Origin of the sequence: Enterobacter cloacae complex sp. SHL001 (assembly GCF_049236825.1) — a bacterium.
GTDB lineage: Bacteria > Pseudomonadota > Gammaproteobacteria > Enterobacterales > Enterobacteriaceae > Enterobacter > Enterobacter hormaechei_C.
Map to the genome: position 1 here is coordinate 25,057 of NZ_JBMKIP010000011.1, position 24,454 is coordinate 49,510.

At 47.0% G+C, this 24,454-nt stretch carries 27 protein-coding genes and 1 tRNA gene; 22 read left to right on the plus strand and 6 right to left on the minus strand.

The window, feature by feature from the left end:
• The first annotated feature begins 2 nt into the window (after nt 1-2).
• From ACOTYH_RS20400 to dinB, 7 genes are all read left to right on the plus strand, one after another.
• Entirely contained in the window at nt 3-1,238 is a 1,236-nt protein-coding gene (locus ACOTYH_RS20400) for an NADH:ubiquinone reductase (Na(+)-transporting) subunit B (protein WP_047057928.1), read from the plus strand.
• Nucleotides 1,231-2,025, plus strand: coding sequence for a Na(+)-translocating NADH-quinone reductase subunit C (locus tag ACOTYH_RS20405; protein WP_017383124.1), 795 nt, complete (start codon nt 1,231-1,233; stop codon nt 2,023-2,025). The genes ACOTYH_RS20400 and ACOTYH_RS20405 overlap by 8 nt, the downstream gene beginning before the upstream one ends.
• Entirely contained in the window at nt 2,018-2,656 is a 639-nt protein-coding gene (locus ACOTYH_RS20410; RefSeq protein ID WP_003863219.1) for an NADH:ubiquinone reductase (Na(+)-transporting) subunit D, read from the plus strand. Before ACOTYH_RS20405 ends, ACOTYH_RS20410 begins: the two co-directional genes overlap by 8 nt.
• Before the next feature lie 6 nt (nt 2,657-2,662).
• Nucleotides 2,663-3,259: an NADH:ubiquinone reductase (Na(+)-transporting) subunit E gene (gene nqrE, locus ACOTYH_RS20415; RefSeq protein WP_003863217.1), complete on the plus strand. Its 597-nt coding sequence runs from the start codon at nt 2,663-2,665 to the stop codon at nt 3,257-3,259.
• Between the two features lie 10 nt (nt 3,260-3,269).
• A complete protein-coding gene (gene nqrF, locus ACOTYH_RS20420) occupies nt 3,270-4,493 on the plus strand; it encodes an NADH:ubiquinone reductase (Na(+)-transporting) subunit F (protein ID WP_015571374.1) in 1,224 nt (407 codons plus the stop codon).
• Between the two features lie 2 nt (nt 4,494-4,495).
• Entirely contained in the window at nt 4,496-4,696 is a 201-nt protein-coding gene (nqrM, locus tag ACOTYH_RS20425) for a (Na+)-NQR maturation NqrM (protein WP_032647342.1), read from the plus strand.
• A gap of 107 nt (nt 4,697-4,803) precedes the next feature.
• Nucleotides 4,804-5,862 (plus strand): DNA polymerase IV, encoded by a 1,059-nt coding sequence (gene dinB, locus ACOTYH_RS20430; protein WP_060460079.1) that lies wholly within the window; start codon nt 4,804-4,806, stop codon nt 5,860-5,862.
• A 55-nt stretch (nt 5,863-5,917) separates the two neighbouring features.
• Here the strand turns inward: dinB and pepD are convergent, their stop codons facing one another.
• Nucleotides 5,918-7,375 (minus strand): cytosol nonspecific dipeptidase, encoded by a 1,458-nt coding sequence (pepD, locus tag ACOTYH_RS20435; RefSeq protein WP_023295966.1) that lies wholly within the window; start codon nt 7,373-7,375, stop codon nt 5,918-5,920.
• Nucleotides 7,376-7,633: 258 nt separating this feature from the next.
• Here pepD and gpt point away from each other — a divergent pair, with 258 nt between their 5' ends.
• The 3 genes from gpt (at nt 7,634) to crl (ending at nt 9,899) form a co-directional block, all read left to right on the plus strand.
• Nucleotides 7,634-8,092, plus strand: coding sequence for a xanthine phosphoribosyltransferase (gene gpt, locus ACOTYH_RS20440; protein WP_003863205.1), 459 nt, complete (start codon nt 7,634-7,636; stop codon nt 8,090-8,092).
• 104 nt (nt 8,093-8,196) lie between these two features.
• On the plus strand, nt 8,197-9,441 hold the full coding sequence (frsA, locus tag ACOTYH_RS20445; RefSeq protein WP_032652658.1) for an esterase FrsA: 1,245 nt from the start codon (nt 8,197-8,199) through the stop codon (nt 9,439-9,441).
• Nucleotides 9,442-9,497: 56 nt separating this feature from the next.
• Nucleotides 9,498-9,899: a sigma factor-binding protein Crl gene (crl, locus tag ACOTYH_RS20450; RefSeq protein WP_006809999.1), complete on the plus strand. Its 402-nt coding sequence runs from the start codon at nt 9,498-9,500 to the stop codon at nt 9,897-9,899.
• Nucleotides 9,900-10,030: 131 nt separating this feature from the next.
• Here crl and phoE read toward each other — a convergent pair whose 3' ends face one another.
• Nucleotides 10,031-11,083 (minus strand): phosphoporin PhoE, encoded by a 1,053-nt coding sequence (gene phoE, locus ACOTYH_RS20455; RefSeq protein ID WP_017383128.1) that lies wholly within the window; start codon nt 11,081-11,083, stop codon nt 10,031-10,033.
• Between the two features lie 305 nt (nt 11,084-11,388).
• Here phoE and proB point away from each other — a divergent pair, with 305 nt between their 5' ends.
• From proB to ACOTYH_RS20485, 6 genes are all read left to right on the plus strand, one after another.
• Entirely contained in the window at nt 11,389-12,492 is a 1,104-nt protein-coding gene (proB, locus tag ACOTYH_RS20460) for a glutamate 5-kinase (protein WP_015571369.1), read from the plus strand.
• Between the two features lie 11 nt (nt 12,493-12,503).
• The gene (proA, locus tag ACOTYH_RS20465) at nt 12,504-13,757 is read left to right on the plus strand and encodes a glutamate-5-semialdehyde dehydrogenase (RefSeq protein WP_017694463.1); all 1,254 of its coding nucleotides are present in this window, start codon (nt 12,504-12,506) and stop codon (nt 13,755-13,757) included.
• Nucleotides 13,758-13,868: 111 nt separating this feature from the next.
• A tRNA-Thr gene (locus tag ACOTYH_RS20470) sits at nt 13,869-13,944 on the plus strand.
• 283 nt (nt 13,945-14,227) lie between these two features.
• Nucleotides 14,228-15,346 carry a hypothetical protein gene (locus ACOTYH_RS20475; RefSeq protein WP_421637878.1) on the plus strand — a complete coding sequence of 373 codons (1,119 nt, stop codon included), beginning with the start codon at nt 14,228-14,230 and terminating at the stop codon, nt 15,344-15,346.
• The gene (locus ACOTYH_RS20480) at nt 15,343-16,455 is read left to right on the plus strand and encodes a hypothetical protein (RefSeq protein WP_371895285.1); all 1,113 of its coding nucleotides are present in this window, start codon (nt 15,343-15,345) and stop codon (nt 16,453-16,455) included. The genes ACOTYH_RS20475 and ACOTYH_RS20480 overlap by 4 nt, the downstream gene beginning before the upstream one ends.
• Nucleotides 16,452-17,132 (plus strand): hypothetical protein, encoded by a 681-nt coding sequence (locus ACOTYH_RS20485; RefSeq protein ID WP_371895283.1) that lies wholly within the window; start codon nt 16,452-16,454, stop codon nt 17,130-17,132. The genes ACOTYH_RS20480 and ACOTYH_RS20485 overlap by 4 nt, the downstream gene beginning before the upstream one ends.
• Nucleotides 17,133-17,291: 159 nt before the next feature.
• On the opposite strand, the gene ACOTYH_RS20490 is transcribed toward ACOTYH_RS20485, so the two are convergent.
• Entirely contained in the window at nt 17,292-17,543 is a 252-nt protein-coding gene (locus ACOTYH_RS20490; protein WP_097734174.1) for a HigA family addiction module antitoxin, read from the minus strand.
• 739 nt (nt 17,544-18,282) lie between these two features.
• Here ACOTYH_RS20490 and ACOTYH_RS20495 point away from each other — a divergent pair.
• The 6 genes from ACOTYH_RS20495 (at nt 18,283) to ACOTYH_RS20520 (ending at nt 21,941) form a co-directional block, all read left to right on the plus strand.
• Nucleotides 18,283-18,564 carry a hypothetical protein gene (locus ACOTYH_RS20495; RefSeq protein ID WP_371895281.1) on the plus strand — a complete coding sequence of 94 codons (282 nt, stop codon included), beginning with the start codon at nt 18,283-18,285 and terminating at the stop codon, nt 18,562-18,564.
• Between the two features lie 283 nt (nt 18,565-18,847).
• The gene (traJ, locus tag ACOTYH_RS20500) at nt 18,848-19,201 is read left to right on the plus strand and encodes a conjugal transfer transcriptional regulator TraJ (RefSeq protein ID WP_000218774.1); all 354 of its coding nucleotides are present in this window, start codon (nt 18,848-18,850) and stop codon (nt 19,199-19,201) included.
• 81 nt (nt 19,202-19,282) lie between these two features.
• The gene (gene trbJ, locus ACOTYH_RS20505; RefSeq protein WP_371895279.1) at nt 19,283-20,077 is read left to right on the plus strand and encodes a P-type conjugative transfer protein TrbJ; all 795 of its coding nucleotides are present in this window, start codon (nt 19,283-19,285) and stop codon (nt 20,075-20,077) included.
• A gap of 11 nt (nt 20,078-20,088) precedes the next feature.
• On the plus strand, nt 20,089-20,262 hold the full coding sequence (locus ACOTYH_RS20510; protein WP_001575473.1) for a hypothetical protein: 174 nt from the start codon (nt 20,089-20,091) through the stop codon (nt 20,260-20,262).
• Between the two features lie 2 nt (nt 20,263-20,264).
• Complete coding sequence (gene trbL, locus ACOTYH_RS20515) at nt 20,265-21,659, plus strand: P-type conjugative transfer protein TrbL (RefSeq protein ID WP_371895278.1); 1,395 nt, start codon at nt 20,265-20,267, stop codon at nt 21,657-21,659.
• Nucleotides 21,660-21,728: 69 nt separating this feature from the next.
• Nucleotides 21,729-21,941, plus strand: coding sequence for a hypothetical protein (locus ACOTYH_RS20520; protein ID WP_023338107.1), 213 nt, complete (start codon nt 21,729-21,731; stop codon nt 21,939-21,941).
• A 32-nt stretch (nt 21,942-21,973) separates the two neighbouring features.
• Here the strand turns inward: ACOTYH_RS20520 and ACOTYH_RS20525 are convergent, their stop codons facing one another.
• The 3 genes from ACOTYH_RS20525 to ACOTYH_RS20535 are packed head-to-tail and all read right to left on the minus strand — an operon-like array spanning nt 21,974 to nt 24,219.
• Nucleotides 21,974-22,174 carry an antitoxin VbhA family protein gene (locus tag ACOTYH_RS20525; RefSeq protein ID WP_421637879.1) on the minus strand — a complete coding sequence of 67 codons (201 nt, stop codon included), beginning with the start codon at nt 22,172-22,174 and terminating at the stop codon, nt 21,974-21,976.
• A gap of 13 nt (nt 22,175-22,187) precedes the next feature.
• Entirely contained in the window at nt 22,188-23,135 is a 948-nt protein-coding gene (locus ACOTYH_RS20530; protein ID WP_421637880.1) for a hypothetical protein, read from the minus strand.
• Nucleotides 23,136-23,145: 10 nt separating this feature from the next.
• The gene (locus tag ACOTYH_RS20535; protein WP_000201381.1) at nt 23,146-24,219 is read right to left on the minus strand and encodes a site-specific integrase; all 1,074 of its coding nucleotides are present in this window, start codon (nt 24,217-24,219) and stop codon (nt 23,146-23,148) included.
• Between the last annotated feature and the right edge of the window lie 235 nt (nt 24,220-24,454).

Sequence of the window (24,454 nt, forward strand, 5' to 3'; positions counted from 1 at the left end):
CCATGGGCTTAAAACACCTCTTTGAAAAAATTGAGCCGCACTTTACCGAAGGGAAGCTCAAAAAGTACTACCCGCTGTATGAAGCGACAACGACCATTTTCTACACGCCGGGTCTGGTGACGAAAGGCGCGGCGCACGTTCGCGACGCCATCGACCTCAAGCGAATGATGATTCTGGTCTGGTTTGCGGTCTTCCCGGCCATGTTCTGGGGGATGTATAACGTTGGGTTGCAAACTATTCCGGCGCTGCACCATATGTACGATGCAGAGCAGCTGGCGCAGGTGATTCAGTCTGACTGGCACTATCGTCTGGCGCAGTCGCTGGGGGTGAGCTTTGCGGCAGATGCCGGCTGGGTCAGCATGATGACGCTGGGCGCTGTCTTTTTCCTCCCTATCTATATGACTGTCTTTATCGTCGGCGGTTTCTGGGAGGTGCTGTTCGCTATTATTCGCAAACATGAGATCAACGAGGGCTTCTTTGTTACCTCTATTCTGTTCGCGCTGATTGTTCCGCCAACGCTGCCGCTCTGGCAGGCGGCGATGGGGATCAGCTTTGGCGTGGTGATTGCCAAGGAGATCTTCGGCGGGACCGGACGCAACTTCCTCAATCCGGCGCTGGCAGGGCGCGCGTTCCTGTTCTTTGCTTATCCGGCGCAAATCTCGGGCGACCTGGTGTGGACGGCAGCAGACGGATTCTCCGGCGCGACGCCACTTTCACAGTGGGCGGCTGGCGGCGGCGAAACGCTGATCAATAATGCAACCGGACAGCCTGTCACCTGGTTTGATGCGTTTATCGGCAATATTCCGGGCTCCATCGGTGAAGTGTCTACCCTGATGATTTTGATCGGCGGGGCCATCATCCTCTTTGGCCGCGTGGCGTCCTGGCGCATTGTCGCAGGCGTCATGCTCGGGATGGTACTCACCGCCACGCTTTTCAACTTCATTGGTTCAGACACAAACCCGATGTTCTCCATGCCGTGGTACTGGCACCTTGTGCTGGGAGGCTTTGCGTTTGGCATGATGTTCATGGCCACCGATCCGGTCTCGGCTTCGTTTACCGACAGAGGTAAATGGTGTTACGGCGCGCTCATTGGGGTGATGTGTGTACTGATTCGCGTGGTCAACCCGGCTTATCCGGAAGGGATGATGTTGGCCATTCTGTTTGCCAATCTGTTTGCGCCGCTGTTCGACTACCTGGTCGTGCGCGCCAACATTAAGCGGAGGAAGGCGCGTGGCTGAGATCAAAAATAACGACAGCATCAGCAAAACGCTGCTGGTGGTGCTGGTACTGTGTCTGGTCTGTTCCATCGTGGTAGCCGGTTCTGCCGTAGGGTTAAAGCCGCTACAGCAGGAGCAACGAGCGCTGGATAAACAGCGTAACATCCTGGCCGTGGCCGGGCTGATGCAGGAAGGCATGACGAAGGATGACGTCGCAGCGGTGTTTGCCGAACGTATTACCGCACGGCTGGTGGATTTAAAAACCGGGGAGTTAATGGATAAAGACCCGGCGAAATACAACCAGGCGCTGGCGCTAAAAGATCCGCAGATGAGCACCACGCTTGACGCCTCGCAGGATCCGGCAGGCATTAAGCGCCGCAGCAATGTCGCGGAGATTTACCTCGTCCGTGACGAGCAAAAGCGCATCCAGGAAATCGTGTTGCCCATCTATGGCAACGGTTTATGGTCAATGATGTACGCCTTTGTGGCGTTGGAAACCGATGGTCGTACGGTGAAAGGCATTACTTATTACGATCAGGGCGAAACACCAGGGCTGGGGGGCGAAGTTGAGAACCCTAACTGGCGGGCACAGTTTGTTGGTAAAAAAGTGCTCGACGACAACGGCCAGCCTGCGCTGAAGGTGGTGAAAGGGGGCGCGCGTCCCGGCGATGAATTTGCCGTTGATGGCCTTTCCGGTGCCACGCTCACCTCTAACGGTGTGCAGCACAGCTTTGATTTCTGGATGGGTGAACTGGGCTTTGGTCCCTTCCTGAAGAATGTACGTGAAGGAGCGCTGAATAATGGCTGATACGGGTGAACTGAAAGAAGTTAAAAAGGTGCTGATTGGCCCGCTGTTAGCCAATAACCCGATAACGCTACAGGTGCTGGGGGTGTGCTCGGCGCTGGCGGTGACCACCAAGCTGGAAACGGCGGTGGTCATGACGCTGGCGGTAACGCTGGTGACAGCGTTTTCCAGCATGTTTATCTCAATGATCCGCCACCACATACCCAACAGCGTGAGGATCATCGTGCAGATGGCGATTATCGCCTCGCTGGTGATCGTGGTCGATCAGCTCCTGCGCGCCTTCGCCTATGAAACCTCGAAGCAGCTTTCGGTGTTTGTCGGCCTGATAATCACCAACTGCATCGTGATGGGGCGTGCTGAAGCCTATGCGATGAAAATGCCACCGCTGGCGAGCTTTATGGACGGTATTGGCAACGGCCTGGGTTACGGCGTGATCCTGTTGACGGTTGGTTTCCTGCGCGAACTTATTGGCAGCGGCAAGCTGTTTGGCATTCCGGTGCTGGATACGGTACAGAACGGCGGCTGGTATCTGCCGAACGGCCTGTTCCTGCTGGCCCCAAGCGCATTTTTCATTATCGGTTTGCTGATCTGGCTGATTCGTACGTTGAAGCCTGAACAGCAGGAAAAGGAGTAACCGACAATGGCTCATTACCTGAGTTTATTTGTGCGCGCGGTGTTTGTTGAAAACATGGCGCTCGCTTTCTTCCTGGGCATGTGTACGTTCCTTGCCGTTTCTAAAAAGGTATCGACGGCATTTGGTCTGGGCGTGGCAGTTACCGTTGTGCTGGGGCTTTCCGTTCCGATTAACAACCTGGTATTCAACTTCGTGCTGCGCGATGGCGCGCTGGTGGAGGGGGTTGATCTTAGCTTCCTGAACTTCATCACCTTTATCGGAGTGATTGCAGCGCTTGTTCAGATCCTGGAGATGATCCTCGATAAATACTTCCCGTCGCTGTACAACGCGCTGGGGATCTTCCTGCCGCTGATCGCCGTGAACTGCGCCATCTTCGGTGGCGTCTCGTTTATGGTTCAGCGCGATTACAACTTCAGTGAATCGGTTGTGTATGGCTTCGGTTCCGGTATCGGCTGGATGCTGGCGATTGTCACCATGGCGGGGATCCGTGAAAAAATGAAATATGCCAACGTACCTGCGGGGCTTCGTGGCTTAGGGATCACCTTTATCACCACCGGCCTGATGGCGTTGGGCTTTATGTCCTTCTCCGGTGTGCAGCTATAAGGGCTAACAGATGGAAATTATTCTTGGCGTGGTGATGTTCACGCTGATAGTACTGGTGCTGTCAGGGCTGATCCTGGCGGCGCGTGCGAAGCTGGTCAATTCCGGGGATGTGATCATTGATATCAATGACGATCCGCAGAATCAGATCCGTACCCCGGCAGGGGATAAGCTGCTTAACACGCTCTCCGGCAACGGGATTTTTGTCTCGTCTGCCTGTGGCGGCGGTGGCTCCTGTGGCCAGTGCCGTGTGACGGTCAAAGAGGGCGGCGGTGATATTCTGCCAACGGAACTGTCGCATATCACGAAGCGTGAAGCGAAAGAGGGATGCCGTCTGGCGTGCCAGGTCGCTGTGCGCCAGAACATGAAGATTGAGCTGCCGGAGGAGATCTTCGGCGTGAAAAAATGGGAGTGCGAAGTTATCTCTAACGATAACAAAGCCACGTTCATCAAAGAGCTCAAGCTGCGTGTCCCTGAAGGGGAGAGCGTCCCGTTCCGTGCGGGTGGGTATATCCAGATTGATTGTCCGGCACACACCGTCGCGTATGCTGACTTCGATGTGCCTGAGGAGTACCGGGCAGACTGGGATAAATTTAACCTCTTCCGCTTTGTTTCCGAGGTAAAAGAGCCCGCGCTTCGCGCCTATTCAATGGCTAACTATCCGGAAGAGAAGGGCATTATTATGCTCAACGTGCGTATCGCCACGCCGCCACCGAATGTGCCTGATGCCCCTCCTGGCGTCATGTCGTCGTATATCTGGTCCCTCAAGCCTGGCGACAAAGTGACGATTTCCGGCCCGTTCGGCGAATTCTTTGCCAAAGATACTGACGCGGAGATGGTCTTTATCGGCGGCGGTGCGGGTATGGCGCCGATGCGTTCGCATATTTTTGACCAGCTCAAACGACTTGGCAGCAAGCGTAAGATCAGCTTCTGGTACGGGGCGCGTTCACTGCGCGAAATGTTCTATGACGATGAGTTTGAACAACTGGCGCGTGATAACCCTAACTTTACCTTCCATGTGGCGCTATCCGATCCGCAGCCGGAAGATAACTGGACAGGCTATACGGGCTTCATCCACAACGTGCTGTATGAAAATTACCTCAAACAGCACCCGGCACCGGAAGACTGCGAGTTCTATATGTGTGGTCCACCAATGATGAACGCCGCCGTGATTAAGATGCTAAAAGATCTTGGCGTGGAAGATGAGAACATCATGCTTGATGATTTCGGAGGCTGATTATGCTGACTTTTCTGGCGACCTTTGCGGTGTTTGTGCTGGTGATCTTCGGCATGTCCTTAGGCTGGATCATCAAGCGTAAAAGCATTCAGGGCAGTTGCGGAGGCATCTCTTCCATCGGAATGGAAAAAGTGTGCGATTGTCCGGAACCGTGCGATGCGCGGAAAAAGCGGATGGCTCGCGAGCAGCAACGCATTCTTTAGTCTTCCAGGTCGGGTAAGGCAACGCCGCCACCCGACAATTCCTGCGCGCACTTCTCAACCCTCATTTGTTTACTGTATACTTATCCAGTAATAAGTGAGGGCTTACTATGCGCAAAATAATCCATGTCGATATGGACTGCTTTTTTGCCGCAGTGGAGATGCGTGACAACCCGGCGCTGCGGGATATTCCGATCGCCATTGGCGGCAGCCGGGTTCAGCGCGGTGTCATCAGCACCGCCAACTATCCTGCTCGCAAATACGGTGTACGCAGCGCCATGCCGACAGCGATGGCGCTGAAACTGTGCCCGCATCTCACTCTTTTGCCCGGACGTTTTGATGCCTATAAAGAAGCATCGAGCCACATTCGGGAGATCTTCTCCCGCTACACCTCACTGATTGAACCGTTATCGCTGGATGAAGCCTATCTGGATGTCACCCACAGCGTGCACTGCCACGGCTCCGCCACCCTCATGGCGCAGGAGATCCGCCAGACTATTTTTAACGAGCTGAACCTGACGGCATCGGCAGGCGTCGCGCCGGTCAAATTTCTCGCCAAAATCGCCTCCGATTTAAATAAGCCCAACGGCCAGTACGTCATCACTCCGGAAGAGGTTCCGGCGTTTTTAAAGACGCTGCCGCTCAGCAAAATCCCCGGCGTGGGCAAAGTCTCCGCCGCGAAGCTGGAAAATATGGGGCTACGCACCTGCGAAGATGTTCAGCGCAGCGATCTGGCGCTGCTGCTTAAGCGTTTTGGCAAGTTTGGCCGCGTACTGTGGGAACGCAGTCAGGGCATTGATGACCGGGATGTGAACAACGAACGGCTGCGTAAATCGGTCGGCGTTGAACGCACACTGAGCGAAGACATCCATGACTGGACCGAGTGTGAATCCATTATTACGGAACAGCTTTATCCTGAGCTTGAACGACGCTTACTGAAGGTCAAACCGGATCTGCTTATTGCCCGACAGGGCATCAAACTGAAATTTAACGATTTTCAGCAGACGACGCAGGAGCACGTCTGGCCACGCCTCAACAAAGAGGATCTTATCGCGACGGCGAAAAAGGCGTGGGAAGAACGGCGGGGCGGACGAGGGGTGAGGCTGGTGGGGCTGCACGTCACCTTGCTGGATCCGCAGCTGGAGCGTCAACTGGTGTTGGGACTGTAGATTACGCTAATCGTAGGCCCGGCAAGCGTAGCGCCACCGGGCATCAAACGGCTAATTACTTAACAGGAATTGCTTTCAGCAGCTCAGTCAGCAGCGTCCAGTAGTGACCGACGCTTTCAATGTGAACCTGCTCATCCGGGGAGTGTGGCCCGGTGATGGTTGGCCCGATGGAGACCATGTCCATATCCGGATACGGTTTCTTGAACAGACCACACTCCAGACCCGCATGAATAACCTGAATATTCGGGGTGCTGTTGAACAGACGCTGATAAGTTTCACGCACCAGTGCCATGACCGGAGAACTTGCATCCGGCTGCCAGCCCGGGTAGCTGCCTTTTGCAGACGTTTTCGCACCGGCCAGGGTGCCCAGAGATTCCAGCATGCTCACAACGTACTCTTTGCCGCTGTCGATCAGGGAACGGATCAGGCAGATGATCTCTGCGCTGTCGTCACCCATGGTCACCACGCCCACGTTCAGGGAGGTTTCCACCACGCCTTTCGCCACGTCAGAGTTGCGAATAACGCCGTTTGGCGTTGCGTTCAGCAGCTGGACGAACGTGTCACGAGACTGTGCGGTCAGCGCGGCTTTATCCGTCGTAACGGACTCCAGCACCACCGTCAGGTTTTTCTCTTTTGCAGACAGTTCGTTTTTCAGGATCTCCAGATACACGCTGGAGAGGTTTTTCAGCTCGTCCGCTTTCGACGCAGGCACCGCCACGGTAGCGAAGGCTTCGCGAGGGATCGCGTTACGCAGAGTACCGCCGTTGAAGTCCACCAGACGCAGATCCAGTTCAGCGGCATGGCCCGCCAGAAAACGCGCCAGCAGTTTGTTGGCGTTGCCCAGGCCCAGGTGAATATCACCGCCGGAGTGACCGCCTTTCAGCCCTTTCAGCGTCAGCTTAAAGGTCTCGAATCCGGCAGGGATCGCTTCGCGGGACAGCGGCAGGGTAGAGATAAAATCGATCCCGCCCGCGCAGCCCATGTAGATCTCACCCTCTTCTTCGGAGTCGGTGTTGATCAGAATGTCCGCTTGCAGCCAGTTTGCCTGGAGACCGAACGCGCCATCCATGCCCGCTTCTTCAGTCATGGTCAGCAGCACTTCCAGCGGACCGTGTTCAACGCTGTCGTCAGCCAGCACGGCCAGCGCGGAAGCCATACCAATACCGTTATCTGCGCCCAGGGTCGTGCCGCGCGCCTTCACCCACTCGCCGTCGATGTACGGCTGAATCGGGTCTTTTGTGAAGTCGTGAACGGTGTCGTTGTTTTTCTGCGGAACCATATCCAGGTGCGCCTGCAATACCACTGGCTTACGGTTTTCCATACCTGCGGTGGCAGGTTTGCGGATAAGAATATTGCCAACCTGGTCGCGCTCAGCGTGCAGACCTTTTTCCTTCGCCCAACCCATAATATGTTCGGCAAGCTGTTCTTCGTGATAGGAAGGGTGCGGAATGGAGCAGATTTTGGCAAAAATATCCCACAGCGGCTGTGGAGATAATTGAGACAGTTCAGACACGATAGGTCTCCTTGTCGTTGCGCTGCAAAACAATGTTGCAGGTCACAGGGTTAGCAGGTTAATCGTTACCACAAGTCAGGCTTGCGAGATGCAACTGAGAATACCACTTTCTCCCGTGGCTGGTAGCATTAAGCATGTAAAAACTCAGGCTCATGGCGCGTAACACTGGTTTTTAGTGCGTCAGATCTCTATAATCTCGCGCAACCTGGTTCACCCTCATTTTTTTAAGCCATATATATACAGGCTGGGACACTTCACATGAGCGAAAAATACGTCGTCACCTGGGACATGTTGCAGATTCACGCACGCAAACTGGCTGCGCGTCTGATGCCTTCCGAACAGTGGAAAGGCATTATTGCCGTCAGCCGTGGCGGTCTGGTACCGGGGGCGCTGCTGGCTCGTGAGCTGGGTATTCGTCATGTCGATACCGTATGTATCTCCAGCTACGATCACGACAACCAGCGCGAACTGAAAGTGCTGAAACGCGCGGAAGGCGACGGTGAAGGCTTTATCGTTATCGACGATTTGGTGGACACCGGCGGTACCGCGGTGGCTATCCGCGAAATGTATCCAAAAGCGCACTTCGTCACGATCTTCGCGAAACCAGCGGGTCGCCCACTGGTTGATGATTACGTCATTGATATCCCGCAGGATACCTGGATTGAACAGCCATGGGATATGGGCGTGGTCTTCGTACCGCCTATCTCTGGCCGTTAATTTCAGTACGTAACTTTACACGCCCGGTTATGCCGGGCGTTGTTCTTTTTACCCTGCCACGCGTTACAATGGTCTTCATATGACGTATCCATGGAGGCAACGCAATGACGCAGGCGAATCTTACCGAAACTCTCTTCAAACCCCGTTTCAAGCACCCTGAAACGTCGACGCTGGTGCGTCGGTTTAATCCGGGGACAATGCCTGCCGTTCAGTCAGCGTTAGACGGTAAGAACGTGCCCCACTGGTATCGAATGATTAACCGCCTGATGTGGATCTGGCGCGGCATCGATCCGCGTGAAATCCTCGACGTGCAGGCGCGTATCGTGATGAGTGAGTCCGAGCGTACCGACGGCGATCTCTACGATACGGTGGTGGGCTACCGTGGTGGAAACTGGATCTACGAATGGTCAAAGCAGGCCATGCTCTGGCAGCAAAAAGCGAGCCAGGAAGAAGACGCCACTTTCAGCGGAAAGCACTGGCTGCATGCGGCAAATCTGTACAGCATCGCTGCATATCCGCATCTTAAAGGCGACGAACTGGCAGAGCAGGCCCAGGCGCTGGCAAACCGGGCTTATGAAGAGGCCGCGCAGCGGTTGCCTGGCCGGATGCGTGAAATTGAGTTCGCCATTCCCGGTGGCAGCCCGGTGACCGGATTTCTGCATATGCCGGAGGGGGAAGGGCCGTTCCCGACGGTTCTAATGTGCGGTGGACTGGACTCGTTACAAATTGACTATTACAGCCTGTATGAGCGCTACTTTGCCCCAAACGGAATCGCCATGCTGACGCTTGATATGCCTTCCATTGGTTTTTCATCCAAATGGAAACTTACGCAAGACTCCAGCCTGCTGCATCAGCATGCATTAAAAGCGCTGGAGAATATCCCTTGGGTTGACCACACCCGGGTTGGCGCGTTTGGCTTCCGCTTTGGCGCTAACGTCGCGGTACGGCTTGCCTACCTTGAATCTTCACGCCTGAAGGCCGTCGCCTGTCTTGGCCCGGTGGTGCATGCTCTGTTAAGCGATCCTGCGCGTCAGGGTAGCGTTCCTGAGATGTATCTGGACGTGCTGGCGAGCCGACTTGGCATGCATGATGCTTCAGACGAAGCGTTGCGCATTGAACTTAATCGTTATTCATTAAAAACGCAGGGCTTACTCGGCCGCCGCTGCCCAACCCCGATGATGTCCGGTTTCTGGAAGAACGATCCGTTTAGCCCGGAAGAAGAGTCACGCTTAATCACGTCGTCATCTTCTGACGGTAAATTGCTGGAGGTACCCTTCAGCCCGGTGTACCAGAATTTTGACAAAGCGCTGAAAGAGATCACACGCTGGATCACGCAGAGATTGTGTTAATAGTTTGCTAAATTTCGTTGGTTTGGTAAAACAGTGCTTCACAAAAGGAGATCGCAATGACGTTACCGAGTGGACACCCGAAAAGTAGACTGATTAAGAAGTTCATGGCTCTTGGCCCGTATATTCGAGAAGAGCAGTGTGAAGAGAATCGCTTTTTTTTCGACTGCCTGGCTGTTTGCGTCAACGTGAAGCCTGCACCCGAAAAACGTGAGTTCTGGGGCTGGTGGATGGAAATGGAAGCACAGGAAAACCGTTTTACCTATAGCTATCAGTTTGGCCTGTTTAATAAAGACGGGCACTGGCAGGCGACGAGCATCAAAGATCAGGAAGTGATCGATCGTCTGGAGCATACGCTAAAAGAATTTCACGGCAAAGCTCGCGACCTGCTGGCAACGCTGGATCTGAAGCTGGAGCCTGCGGACGATTTTTCCAGCGAAGCGGTGAAACTGAGAGCCTGATGATGTCACAGCGCCGGGTGGCGGCTACGCCTTACCCGGCATGAAAAATGTACTATCCCGTACGCCCGGTAAGCACAGCGTCACCGGGCACAAAAAAACCGGCTCAGCGCCGGTTTTTTATTACCACAACATCAGAACTGGTAGGTCATGCCCAGCGCAACGATATCATCGCTGCTTACGCCCAGTTTATTATCGTCATCGATCTGGTTGATCTTATAATCAACAAACGCAGACATATTTTTGTTGAAATAATATGTCGCACCTACGTCGATGTATTTCACGATATCTTCATCGCCGATACCTTCGATATCTTTGCCTTTAGACTGCACGTAACCCAGAGATGGACGCAGACCAAAGTCAAATTGATATTGTGCGACCACTTCGAAGTTTTGCGCTTTATTTGCAAAGCCACCGGAAATAGGGGCCATATTGCGGGTTTCGGAATAGATAGTGGCCAGATAAATATCGTTGGCATCATATTTCAAACCGGTTGCCCAGCCTTCTGCTTTTTTACCTTCGCCGCGTGCCTGAAGGTTTTGATCGTTAGTGCGATCGGAGCTGGCATAGGCACCAATCACAGAAAAATCGCTGCCGCCGAAGTCATAGCTCAGGGAGGTACCGAAGCCGTCACCGTTTTGCTTCTTCACGTCGCGGTTTTCATTTTTGCCCTGGTATTGCAGGGTCATATTCAGGCCGTCAACCAGGCCAAAGAAATCGGTATTACGGTATGTGGCCAGACCGGAGGCGCGTTTCGTCATGAAGTTATCGGTCTGTGCCAGGCCGTCACCGCCGAACTCCGGGAACATATCGGTGTATGCGGCGACGTCATACAGCGCGCCCAGGTTACGGCCGTAATCCAGTGAGCCGAAGTCTTTCAGTTTCAGCCCGGCAAATGCCAGACGTGTTTTTTGAGAAGAGTCGCTCTCAGCTTTGTTACCTGCGAACTCAGCTTCCCAACGTCCGTAGCCGGTCAGCTGATCGTTAATCTGCGTTTCACCCTTAAAGCCGAAACGAACGTAAGTCTGGTCACCATCCTTAGCGTCATCATCACTGATGTAGTGCATTGCTTTTACTTTGCCGTACACGTCCAGTTTATTCCCGTTTTTATTATAAACTTCTGCTGCCTGAACAGATGCGGAAGCAACTACGCCCATTACCACTAATGCCAGAGTGCTCTTTTTCATTTTCAATCCTGATTTTATAAAAACGCGCTAATATTCGCTGAGTAATAAGATTCGACTTATTACCCCGTGAAAAACAGGAAGGGTTTTATCGTTTGTGGGTGAAAGTTTTATGACAAAGTAAGAATATGTCTAAAAAAGTATGTTTTAATTTTTCGGTAATAAAATTGTCAAAATCTGCCGCTACGCTTCCTGATCCCGCGCAACAAAGTGACGGGTCATGCGCTAAGGCAGTTGGCAACGGAGCTGACACCTGTTAAAACGTCTGACTGACATCATTTTCCCTTATTGTTGAACGGCAGAGAATCATGAGTGACAGCCAGACGCTGGTGGTAAAACTCGGTACCAGTGTGTTAACAGGCGGATCGCGCCGCCTGAATCGTGCCCATATCGTTGAGCTTGTACGTCAGTGCGCTCAGTTGCATGCCGCAGGGCATCGTATTGTGATTGTGACTTCCGGGGCGATTGCCGCCGGGCGTGAACACCTGGGCTACCCCGAACTCCCCGCGACGATCGCCTCCAAACAGCTGCTGGCCGCCGTGGGACAAAGCCGACTTATACAGCTCTGGGAACAACTGTTCTCCATCTACGGCATTCACGTCGGGCAGATGCTGCTGACGCGTGCGGATATGGAAGACAGAGAACGTTTCCTGAACGCCCGCGATACGCTGCGTGCGCTGCTGGATAACCATATCGTTCCGGTCATTAACGAAAACGACGCTGTTGCCACAGCTGAAATCAAAGTAGGCGACAACGATAACCTCTCTGCGCTGGCGGCGATCCTGGCAGGGGCCGATAAGCTGCTGCTTCTGACCGATCAGCAGGGGCTGTTTACCGCTGACCCGCGCTCTAATCCACAGGCTGAACTGATCAAAGACGTTCACGGCATTGACGATGCGCTGCGTGCCATTGCGGGTGACAGCGTTTCTGGTCTGGGGACAGGCGGCATGGGCACCAAGCTCCAGGCCGCGGACGTGGCGTGCCGGGCCGGTATCGACACCATCATCGCCGCGGGCAGCCGTCCGGGTGTGATCGGTGATGTGATGGAAGGCATCTCTGTGGGCACTCGCTTCCACGCCCAGGCGTCCCCGCTGGAAAACCGAAAACGCTGGATCTTTGGTGCGCCCCCGGCTGGCGAATTGACCGTGGATGAAGGCGCGACCGCCGCTATTCTGGAAAGAGGAAGCTCGTTACTTCCAAAAGGAATTAAAAGCGTGACAGGCAACTTCTCGCGTGGTGAAGTGATCCGAATCCGTAACCTTGAAGGTCGCGACATCGCTCATGGCGTAAGTCGTTATAACAGCGACGCGCTGCGTCGGATTGCTGGTCACCATTCCCAGCAGATCGACGCCATCCTGGGCTATGAATATGGCCCGGTTGCCGTGCATCGTGACGACATGATTATTCGTTAAGGAGCCAGAACATGCTGGAACAAATGGGCGCAGCCGCGAAAGCCGCCTCTTATAAACTGGCGCTCCTTTCCAGCCGCGAGAAAAATCGCGTGCTGGAAAAAATCGCTGATTATCTGGAATCTCAGTCGCAGGAAATTTTGCTCGCCAACGAGCAGGATCTGCTGGAAGCGCGTCGCAACGGCTTGAGTGAAGCGATGCTCGATCGTCTGGCGCTGACCCCGGCGCGTCTGAAAGGTATTGCCGACGACGTCCGTCAGGTGTGCAACCTCGCCGACCCGGTAGGGCAGGTGATAGACGGTGGGGTGCTCGACAGCGGATTACGCCTTGAGCGTCGCCGCGTGCCGCTTGGCGTCATTGGGGTGATTTACGAAGCGCGTCCAAACGTGACGGTGGATGTCGCCTCCCTGTGCCTGAAGACCGGTAATGCCGCGATCCTGCGTGGCGGGAAGGAGACCTGGCGCACCAACGCCGCGACGGTAAACGTCATTCAGCAGGCGCTGGAGGAGTGTGGTTTACCGGCGGGTGCCGTGCAGGCGATTGAAAGCCCCGACCGTGCGCTGGTCAACGAGATGCTGCGCATGGACAAATACATCGACATGCTGATCCCACGCGGCGGCGCGGGCTTGCACAAGCTGTGCCGTGAGCAATCTACCATTCCGGTGATCACCGGTGGTATTGGCGTATGCCATATCGTAGTGGATGACACCGCGGAGGTAGAACCTGCGCTGAAGATTATCGTCAACGCTAAAACACAGCGTCCAAGCACCTGTAATACGGTAGAAACGCTGCTGGTGCATCAGGGCATCGCCAGTACCTTCCTGCCAGCGCTGAGCAAGCAGATGGCGGAAAGTGGCGTCACGCTGCATGCGGACGAGAAGTCTCTCGCCCTGCTGAAAGACGGTCCGGCGAAGGTCGTTCCGGTTAACGCGGAGCAGTACGACGATGAGTATTTGTCGCTGGATCTGAACGTGAAGGTGGTTGCGGATCTCGATGACGCTATTGCGCACATTCGTGAACACGGAACCCAGCATTCTGACGCGATCCTGACGCGCACCCTGCGCAATGCCGATCGGTTTGTGAATGAAGTGGATTCGTCTGCGGTTTACGTGAATGCCTCGACGCGCTTCACCGATGGCGGCCAGTTTGGTCTGGGCGCGGAGGTGGCTGTGAGCACTCAGAAGCTGCACGCCCGCGGTCCGATGGGGCTGGAAGCACTGACCACCTACAAGTGGATCGGCTACGGTGATGATACGATTCGTGGGTAAATAATCGCGGGTGATGCAAAAATAGCCGTTTGATTCAAAAGGGCATTGACGCATCACCCGGTTAGATCTACTCTTTTGCCCCGTGGTTACGCTCGTAACCGGCCTTTCAGGGCCGATATAGCTCAGTTGGTAGAGCAGCGCATTCGTAATGCGAAGGTCGTAGGTTCGACTCCTATTATCGGCACCATCTTTTCTCGTAAAATCATCAAGATACTATTGCAGTGTTTTGCTTTATTCAACACTAATGTGCAATTTTGCGCGTTGTAGGTGTGGCAAAATTGTGGCAAAAGAGATTAAAAATTTTGCATCCAACTGTTAAACAATGCACATTATAAATATAATAGATAACAGAGTTATCTGATTCCTTCCGTGGTGCATTTTTGCTTTGAATGAATGCAAAAATAATTCCATAAGCAATTATTCTATGTGGATTATTTTAGGAAGAAAACTATGAGTAAAGGTGATTTTACATGGCTGAGACTATCAATATAAGTGAGTTGGCCCATGAAGTGTCCAACGATATATTTTCGTGGTTTAAATGGAAGGAAATCAATCTCTACGATGAAAACTTTTCGTGCCGTAAATCTGAAGAGCATTTTCCCAAAAAAATAGCGAATAGCAGTGAAAGTGATAGTGAAGTAGAATCGGAACAGGCCAATGAAGTTGAGAGTGAAAAAAAGTGTACTCATCCGGTAGACATTGTATTTAAATACAATGATCCATATAGTGGCAAAGATGTGCTTTTTAATACTGATTTAAAAAGCTATGCTGCTAAAAGCATTAGACCAAGCGATGTAAGAGATATGCTCAAGTCAATAGCTAAAACTATTGACTGCGCTTCAATAAGTCCCGAATGGAAAAATAGGTATGGAATCGACTCTATTAAGTATGAAATACGAGGGATGCTTTTCATTTATAATCATGATGGAAAATATCATAGAGATTTCTACAAAGTTTTCAAAACAGAAAAAGTTAATGAAAGAAGAAAGTTAGGCATCAATTTGGCTTCTATAGGATTAAAAAGCAATCAACAAATTCATATCGTAGAGCCTTTGATGATTAGCTACATGACAACAATTATTGCTGATATTGATAGGCTTCATCGAGAAGGAACATTTCCACGCGAAGAATATTCATTCTACTATCCAGAGCTGATAAGAAATAAAACAATAAGTGGTGATAAATATTCAAGGCCGGCGACTATAGAGGCTATAACAGCACCTTATTTAATTATTGAACATGATATGGTGGAAACTAAAGATAGAAGTGGTCAACTAAAAACAACTCAGGCAGGATTCGTTATTTATTACAATCGTCCTGGGAATGATCCTTATGAGTTTGTTTATCTCTTTGATACATTATCCAGATATCAAATTTTAAATGGAGAACATAATATAAGGCTTCGTTTGGCACATTATGAACCCGACCCAGATGTGATCAGTCATTTTGAAAAAGCAAAAGATATTTATATAAGAAGTTGGGGGTATGATGATAATAAAAAGAATATTCTTGACAGAATTTCAATCAAAGAAATTACCCTAATGCAAACTTGTTATAAAACAAAAGAAGTGGCAAGGAGAACGAAATGAGTAATAAAGGAGATTATGGGAACAGAACTGGTGCTATCTATAGTGCAACAGATAAAGCCATGTTTGACGCGCTGCAGCAATATAAAGTAACAAGGGATGATATAAAAGAACTGTATTTTACGAGAGGTGTTATTATTTCCAATAAAACATCTAAAGAAATTTTGGCAGATAATTTTTCAAAATATATTCATGGCTATGAGGATTATGAGTTTCTCTCAAAGATATTAGGCGTTTCAACGCAACGAGAGCGAGTTAAATCCGTTGATTTAATTAGCACTGATATTACTAGTGAAGATATAGAAGAGGCATTAGATAAAGTTAAAGAACATTTATCGGTTACCAGCAATGATATTGTTGATTATAACATAGTTGGAAAAAGCTATAGTTTGAAAATTGAATATAGTGAACCTGATTTTACGAAGTCTGAGTTTAGACAAGTCGTTGATAAAGACGCCGAAATTATTATAGAGAAAAATGCGCAAGGATTTAGCTTGATTGGGCCACACAATAAAAAAATGGAAGTTGTTACATCATTGATATTTGATGCACTTGCAGAAAAACATTCGTCATTAATACGTGATGAAATAAACCTTGAAGATGTAATAGATAAAAGCTTGGTTAGTAAATTATTTGATAAACTAACTACATCAATGGAAGGGTACAGCCTGGTAAGTGTGACCGATGTTTATGTATATAATCCAGATAAGGATGATGGAACAGGTTCTCATATTAAAAAAGCATCTCTATCAGGAACTGGTGTAACTTTATCACAAGAATTGGGTTCATTATATAAAAAAGGTTTTTATATTTGGCGAATTGTTTGGACAGTTACAGATGATAGATATCTCGATTCAGATATCTATGAGATTGAAGCTTTATTTTCAGAACCTGAAACCTGTTCAGATTTTGCATTTTTGGTTAAAGGTTATTATCCTGTGAAAGTTGATAGTACAGACATCACTGATACGCACCATAAAAACCGAGTAAACCTCAGTAAAAGTGAAGAGATGAAGTTCAATAAACTAGTATTAAAAACTGCCAAAGATCTTTTGGAGGAGTTTTCAAAATTAGATGAAAACAGCAAGGATGATGAGGAGGGCGCTATATGATTTCTCGTTACAAATGGCTATTAGTTAACACACCATCTAGATTGGATGATGTTGTGGAAATTTTGCACAAACATAAATTTAGCAATAAAGAGAGTAAAGGTTATATCATTAATAATATTGATAATGAATCATTAAGTGCCACCTTTGTGGAGCGAGTAATTCAACATGAAAAAATTAATAGACCAGATGGTACAGAGGATGACATTAAAATTGAACGCTTTATCTATACGTCATTTAAGATGAAGATTTTTGATAATGATACATATCTCATGCGAGTGGAAAATGCACCGCGGGCTTTAAACGAATTCTTTAGTTTTTGGAAAAAGATTTTCAATGAAAATTTTTATATAGAACCAATCAAAATAGATGTAATGAATACAATATTTTCTATTCTAAATTCTGAATTTAGAAATGTGAAGATAAAGAAAGTAAAAGCTTCTGGTATTAGTATTAATATTACAACTTCTGCTAGCATTGAAGTTGTTTCTTCTCATAATGCTTTGGAAAATTTTCTTTCAGAGTTTGGTAAGCGAGAGTTTAAATTTGATTATGCGAAAGTACAAGCTATTTTCAATGGCTCACTCTGTTCGTTAGATATTAAAACTACAAGTATTTTATCTGATAGTGAGGATGCAATTGAATTTTTAGAAAGGAAATTAATAAGAAACGACGAGTGAGATAGGGCTGTTTAATTGTCTTTAATAATTGGCGGGCTATTACTGTGTAAAAATCACTCCTCCACTTATCTAACTTAAACTAGTTTGAGGATAATGTTTCGCTCGTGATATTTTGAAGGATTTGCTGAAATGATACGAAAAAGCATTTATTTTTTGTTGTTATCCTCTCAGCCATTTAAAATGTGCTCTTTGTAACCTGGTCCAAAAGTCATTATCTGTCTGAAAAATCTTCGCGAGTAATAGTCCTTCGCGTTTATTTATTTTTTTATAATCCATCAAAATATCTTCAATTCTTTTATCCGTGATCTTCATCAAATCTGCCAACTCACGTGAAGACATACCCATTGGTTTCAAAAACTCTTCTAAAAGCATTTCTCCCACGGTTGTTGGTTCCGCAGTTTCTGTCTTCATCCCGGTTACTCATTAGTTTGTTCACCACGTTTTATTCTATCACTCAGATGTGTTCAGTCCAGAAATCTCTGCCATGATTGTTTAGCTAAACATTCCTTTAGAACAGTTTTACTGAACAGTTCAGTAGCTGTTTATACGTCACAATTTCGATATATCCGTTGTGATAAATGATTAATCTTTAAGAGGGCGATCTATATTTAACGGTCGAATAGCGTTTATTTTTAGTCTATTTACAATTTGTTTCATTTTATTTGTTGCTATTTTGTTTAGCTAAACAATTATTATTTCTTACGTATATCCTGTGTATTTATCCACAAATTCTGTTAGTAAGTATGTTCATAACCTGTATTTAATTCTGTGTGTTTATGACATATAAGGGGCGATTTCATGACATATGAGGGGCAAACTATTGACATATGAGGTAGGGCATTTTTTTTAAATTAATTACAAAACAACGGATTAGCTATTGTTTTATTGTTCTCTAACCAGATCTTTAACCATATATATAACCAAAATACTAAAAGACTTATTAAAACCTTATTGCTGTGCAAAAAGTGAACAAAAAAATAGAGCTGGTCCAGTGGTTTTTTATTTCCTCTGGCTGTTGAGGTGTTGACAGAAATATTTCAGGTGATAATTTTTGGGTATTCTCAATTCTTAACGTTGGTTTGCAAAATTTAGCGGCTAAAATTTTAGCGGCTAAAATCCTGAAAATATTTTCTGAGAGATAGGTTCTGCTATGAAACCAGTTATGCCTGAACTTATAACCGTCGAAGAGTTAGCTTTTGCTTTGAAGAAAACAGTAAAAAGTATCCGTAGTGATGCAACTCGGAATCCTAAATGCCTCCCTCCCAGATGCCGTCTTCCTGGCAATAAGCGGCTTTTGTGGCGTAGAGAAGATGTTAAAGAGTGGATAGATAATTCTGTTGAATCAGAGTTGGAAAACCGCGTTTCAATGCAGGGTGCTGAAATGGTTCAAAAGAAACGAGGTAGGCCACCGAAGATAAAACCGAGAGAATAATTATCTTAAAGTTTGGTATTTAAATCAGTTTCCTTTCAGAAAACACATGCATTACACACTTAATATATGAATAAACCTGCAGTAATACATCAAGAAAACACACTGCTTACACCGAAATACACAATGGGTACACAGATATACAACGGCAACAGTGGGGCAGGACATGTAAAGTAGGCCCACCGTAAACGGTGCTTCTACTTTACCTTCCCTTATTCGCAGCTGAGCTGCTCAACGGAGTCCTGCTCTGCGAGGCTGATCGGCTACCGCCTGTATGGAGAATGATATGACCGTTTCTCAGACTAGAAAAAATAGTACACCAATTAAAGTTTATTGTTTGCCAGATGAAAAAGCGCAAATCCAGGAAAATGCAGAAGCATCTGGCTTAAGTGTAGCGAGTTTCATTCGTAAAGTAGCAATGGGTTATCAGGTTGAGTCTATGGTAGATATTGAACAGGTTGTAGAGCTTAGCCGAGTAAATGCTGATCTTGGTCGACTTGGTGGGTTACTTAAACTGTGGTTAGCTAACGATCCACGCACAGTTGATTTTTCACCCTCATTGATAAAAACGTTGCTTGCTAAAATAGAATCAACCAGACAAGAACTAAGAAATATTATGGATAGAATCTTGGATAAATAAATTTATGGTTTCCTAAATATCTGTATTTGTTAAAAGTACGAGTTTTCAATATTAATAATCAGTTAAATTTGAGGTGGGCAAATGAAGTTAATGCTCCGAGTATTTTCATCACTGAGAGGGATTTTAGCAGCTAAAAAATCATTAGCAGCTTCCTTCCTGGCGTCCATCATGGCATTACCGGCGACAGCCGGTATCCCTGTAATCGATGGTACTAATGTGGTGCAGACCACAATCAGCGCAGTCAACAACGTTCAGGCTGTGGCAAAACAGATCCAGCAGTACCAGACGCAGCTGCAGCAGTATGAAAACATGCTCAAAAATACAGTCGCACCTGCAGCCTATATCTGGGATCAGGCCAATTCGACCATCAACAAATTGTTGCAGGCGCAGGACACCCTTAATTACTACAAAAACCAGGCCGGGAGTCTTGATTCATATCTGAAACGTTATCAGGACGTGAATTACTACCGCTCATCACCGTGCTTTAACAGTCATGTTGAATGTACTGCGGATGAAATTAGCGCACTGCGCAAAGCTGAACAGAACAGCTCTGAGGCACGTAAAAAGGCCAATGACGCTGTATTTAAGGCTCTTGACGAACAGCAGGAAACACTGCAAAGCGATGCTGACAACCTTGCAGATTTGCAAACGCAGGCAACCGGCGCACAAGGGCAAATGGAAGCTATTCAGGCCGCTAACCAGCTTGCCAGTGCTCAAACGAACCAGTTGCTGCAAATCCGCTCGCTTCTGGTAGCTCAGCAAAACGCTGCAGCAACACTGGCACAGGCTGAGGCTGATAAAGAAGCCCAACAAATAGTCGCTGATGAAAAAGCGTTAGCTGGCGAGAACACACCAAGCCCGAAGCGAATTTGGTGAGGGAGAGCTGAATGAAAGATAAACTTTTGGTCATTTTTATTCTAATAATTTCATTAATTCTATGCTCTTGCGATAAAAAAGATGAAGATTGTTTATCGACGCCAGAGAATAAATTGAACGAACATAACTACGATAAATGTGCCCTGCGTGGCAATAACAATCCTAGCCCTAAGCGAGAATGGTAATTATGAGAATAGTAAGCAAGCTCACTTTTTTAGGAATGGTTTTTTTGTTTTCTGTAAATGCTTATGCTGGTCAATTAGATAGTAGCGGATTACTTGATACGTTATTAGATAAGTTTCAGCAAGTAGCCAGCACATGGTCATTAGTAATTGGTGATTATGCAAATTGGCTCTTCTGGGGGCTGGTATTAATAAGTATGGTTTGGACATTTGGTATGTTGGCGATGCAAGGGGAAGGTTTAATCAGTGCACTTGCAGAAATAGTTCGTTTTTTTGCCGTGATTGGTTTTTTTTATTATCTTTTAATCAACGGCCCAGCCATATCACAATCTATAATTAACTCAATGAGACAACTTGCAGCAAATGCTTTAGGAACAAGTACTGGTATTTCACCCTCCAGCATAGTGGATATGGCATTTGTGATATTAACAAAGGTCAGTTCAGCAGCATCAATTTGGTCTCCAATGATTTCGACCATTATGATAACCGTCGCGATAATAGTATTAGTAGTAATGGCGCTTATCGCGATAAATATGCTAATAATGTTAGTTTCTGCATGGGTGTTGTGTTATGCAGGAGTTATTGTGCTTGGGTTTGGTGGCTCGAAATGGACTTCTGATATAGCAATAAATTACTTACGCACAGTATTATCGATTGGTATTCAGTTATTTACGATGACATTAATCATTGGGATTGGGCAATCATTTATAGATCAGTATTTTTCTATTATTAAAAATGATATTCCTGATCTTAATAGTCTTATTGTTTTACTTCTGGCGTCAATTATTCTTTTAGTATTGACGAATAAATTACCGTTGTTGTTATCAGGCGTTGTTGGAGGAGCGTCCTTACAAGGGATCGGTGGTTTTGGAGCAGGTATGATTACTGGCGCTGCTACTACTGCAATCAGTGGCGCTGGGGCAATGGCAATGAGTGCTACAGCTCAAGTCAGTGGTGGTGCTTCCGCTCTAAAAGCAGCATTTGAATCTGCACAAGCGGCGATGGCCGAAGAATCTGGTTCTGGTGATAAAGGTGGTTCAGGTGGAGGATTTGGCGGAGGGGAAGATACCGGTTCCGTAGATACTTCTGGAGGACAACCATCAGGCGGTTCCGGTGGTTCTTCTGCAGGGAGTAATACAGGTAGCGTCAGCGGAGGAAGCCAGGGGTTTGCTTCATCATTCTCACGAGCTGGCCGCATGGCTTCTCACATGGCGAGCGGGCTGTCTAACGGAGCTTCGGAGTATCAGATGATGAAGGGAAGTACTAATACTATCCGAAGACAACAGACCGTTGGTGGGGAAATAGCGAATCAAATACGTAAACACACAGCCGATCGTCAGACTAACCACGAACAGGATGAGTTTGAGGGTGATAGTTTAACTGGCAGTAAAAAATCTTGATTTAGGCGCGTCAGTTAGCGCGGTAACGTTAACTGACGCTTCCACTAAACACCTGTAAGGAGGTGGATAATGGCTGATTATAATAGCTTTGTTTTGGAAGGAATAAAAATTATTTTTGCCGATAACAACAAGGAGTTTATTAAAGAGATTTGTGAACCATTGATAAATATTCTATGCATCGAAGAGTATTATTCTGCTACGGGAATTTATAATTATGATGATGCTGATGAGCAAACGGAGTTATTGAAAAAAGCAATTTTTAGTTATAGGAATAATCATTGAGAAGATAGGCTAACATAATGTTAGCCTTTTTCTTATTTTTTCGATTTCTCTATATGGTGATTTAAAATCTCTGCTTTTGCCTCTTCATAAGTTAGCTTACCTCTTATAACTTCATCCTTTATTTTCTGGTAAAATTCTGACCCGCGAGGATCTTTACCTGATAAATATAAGCTAGCCTCTGCTTTCCTAAATGCCTCAATCCTTTTTCTCTTCGAGGTCTCATCCATTTTCATTACTACCTATGTTTTAGTCAGCTGATGAGGTAAATGATATCATTTCGATAACTTCTATTCCTTTAGAATTAATTCTGTAGCATTCGTTTTTCGATTTCCTGATGTATGAAAATGAATCTTTTTTTGTATTGCAATCTGTCTTAGAAAAAGCATCAAGTAAAAGAAAAGACTTCTGATGCTCTGGTATTATCTTTATTGAAAAAACACCAATGAATAATAATGCAATTGCTGTCGATAATAGATCTGCAACTCTTAAGTAGCTATTCGAACACATAAGTATTTTTTTAAACCATATCATTAAAATTAGTTTTGCTCTATTAATATCTTGTGCCATTGTTTTTGCAATGTATAATAGATTCTTTTTATTGGATGAAGTTGATTCTTTATTTGTTTTTTGCATTGCTTTGAACATGGTTACGATACCGAAAGCTAACCCGAAAACTAACAACAAAATAACTTTGAAATCAACCTCTTGGTTTTTTTCAATCGTCTCTCTTAGCATTGCAGAAAAAGGGATGGTCAAAATTGCCGCGTAAAAGCATTGATAAGCAGTAATTCTTCCAAAGTATAAGTATATGAAAATGCTAAGGCCATAAATGGATAGAGATAGAGGAATGGCCATTGCGAAAGCATAACCATAAGATGAGTATATTAAGTATTCCGGTTGAATATCGTAATCAAAATTAATTTTATGTTTTGCATACCACATACAAATTGAAAAAATCAATACTGTTCCAATCCATTTAATGATGCTGTGCTCAATCATTTTATTGACGATTGTTTTTTTGTTGTTATAGGCACAAAAAATGAATGCTACCGAGAGGAATAATCCACAAACTAAGAAGGTTTTATCTTGAAGTAATAATGGGAACTTCATGATTACAATGCAAGCAATCAGCAAATATATAATGGATACAATATTGAAATCAAAATTTGCAATGTGTTTTCTAATGTAACGCATAAGATATCCTTTATTTCAACTTTAACGCTAAATCCTCAGCTTTTGGATGATAATACCGCATTAGCATTCTCGGGTCTTTATGCCCCGTGATTTTTGTCAGCTCGTGCATGGGGAAAATCTCAGCCAAGCGAGAGGTCGCTTCATGCCGGAGATCGTGAAATCTTAAATCTTTGAGGAAGGTGTCATCACATTGAGGTTTAGCTTGTTCATATCTTTCTCTGGCGCGCTTTACAGCTCGATCAAAAGCGCGGGTGATCGCATCGGCACGCATTCCAAAAACCTTGTCATCAGCTTGTTTAGAACGCTCCTTTAGATTGGATAGTACCATAACAGCCTTTGTGGATAAGGGGACATCGCGAGCATTACCATTCTTAGTATCTGGCAGATGTGCAACTCGCCTATCAAGATCGATAAAGCGCCATCGAAGTTCTGCAATTTCGCTACGGCGCATGGCTGTCTCTAACGCCAGAAGAATGATTGCTGGCAATACTAATGAATGTGTTGCGGCAATGATATGTTCGATCTCGTTGGCTAATTCCTTTCCTGACGTAACACCGGTTTGCTCAGAAACTAAAGGCAGCGCTTCCAGGCGTCTGGTCCTTGAGTTCTTGGGTTGGGGTTTGCGAATGGCCTCTACGGGGTTCAGCAGGCTCTCCATGCCCCATTCTTTCCGCGAAACATTGAATACATGAGAAAGTAAGGCCAAACGCCTTAAAACGGTTGCAGGAGCATAAATTTTCAACCATTCATCTCTTAGCTTGGCGACATCGGCACTCCTGATGCTGGCCATATAGTTTTTTGCCAGCTGAGTGCCTTTTAGTATCCGCACCAATGATCGGTCTTGCACTGCTCCTTTTTTGTCGGGAACAATCTCTTTTTCATAGCGCGTTAGGGCTTCATACAATGTCGTAGATTCCGCTTCGCTGCGGCTAAGCCAAACTCCTCTCGCCATTTCTGACTCGATCATTTTGGCCCAAGCATCTGCTTCTACTTTGGTGTTAAAGGTTTTGGTTTGAGAGGGAAAACCACGTTTACGGATTTGAGCTTCCCATTGGTAGTTACCACGTTTGCGTATAGTCGCCATTTCTGTCTGATTCCTAACGAACTGTGGCAATATTGTGGCAAAAAATCTATTTAAATTCGATAGATATTGATTTTACAGGACCAATTTACGCATTCGTAATGCGAAGGTCGTAGGTTCGACTCCTATTATCGGCACCATCTAAATCAAATAGTTACCCTGCATTCCAGTAAATCTCGTTTTGAGACCATGGCAGCAAATGTTGCTAATGGCTGCACATTTTCGCGTCATCGTTTTG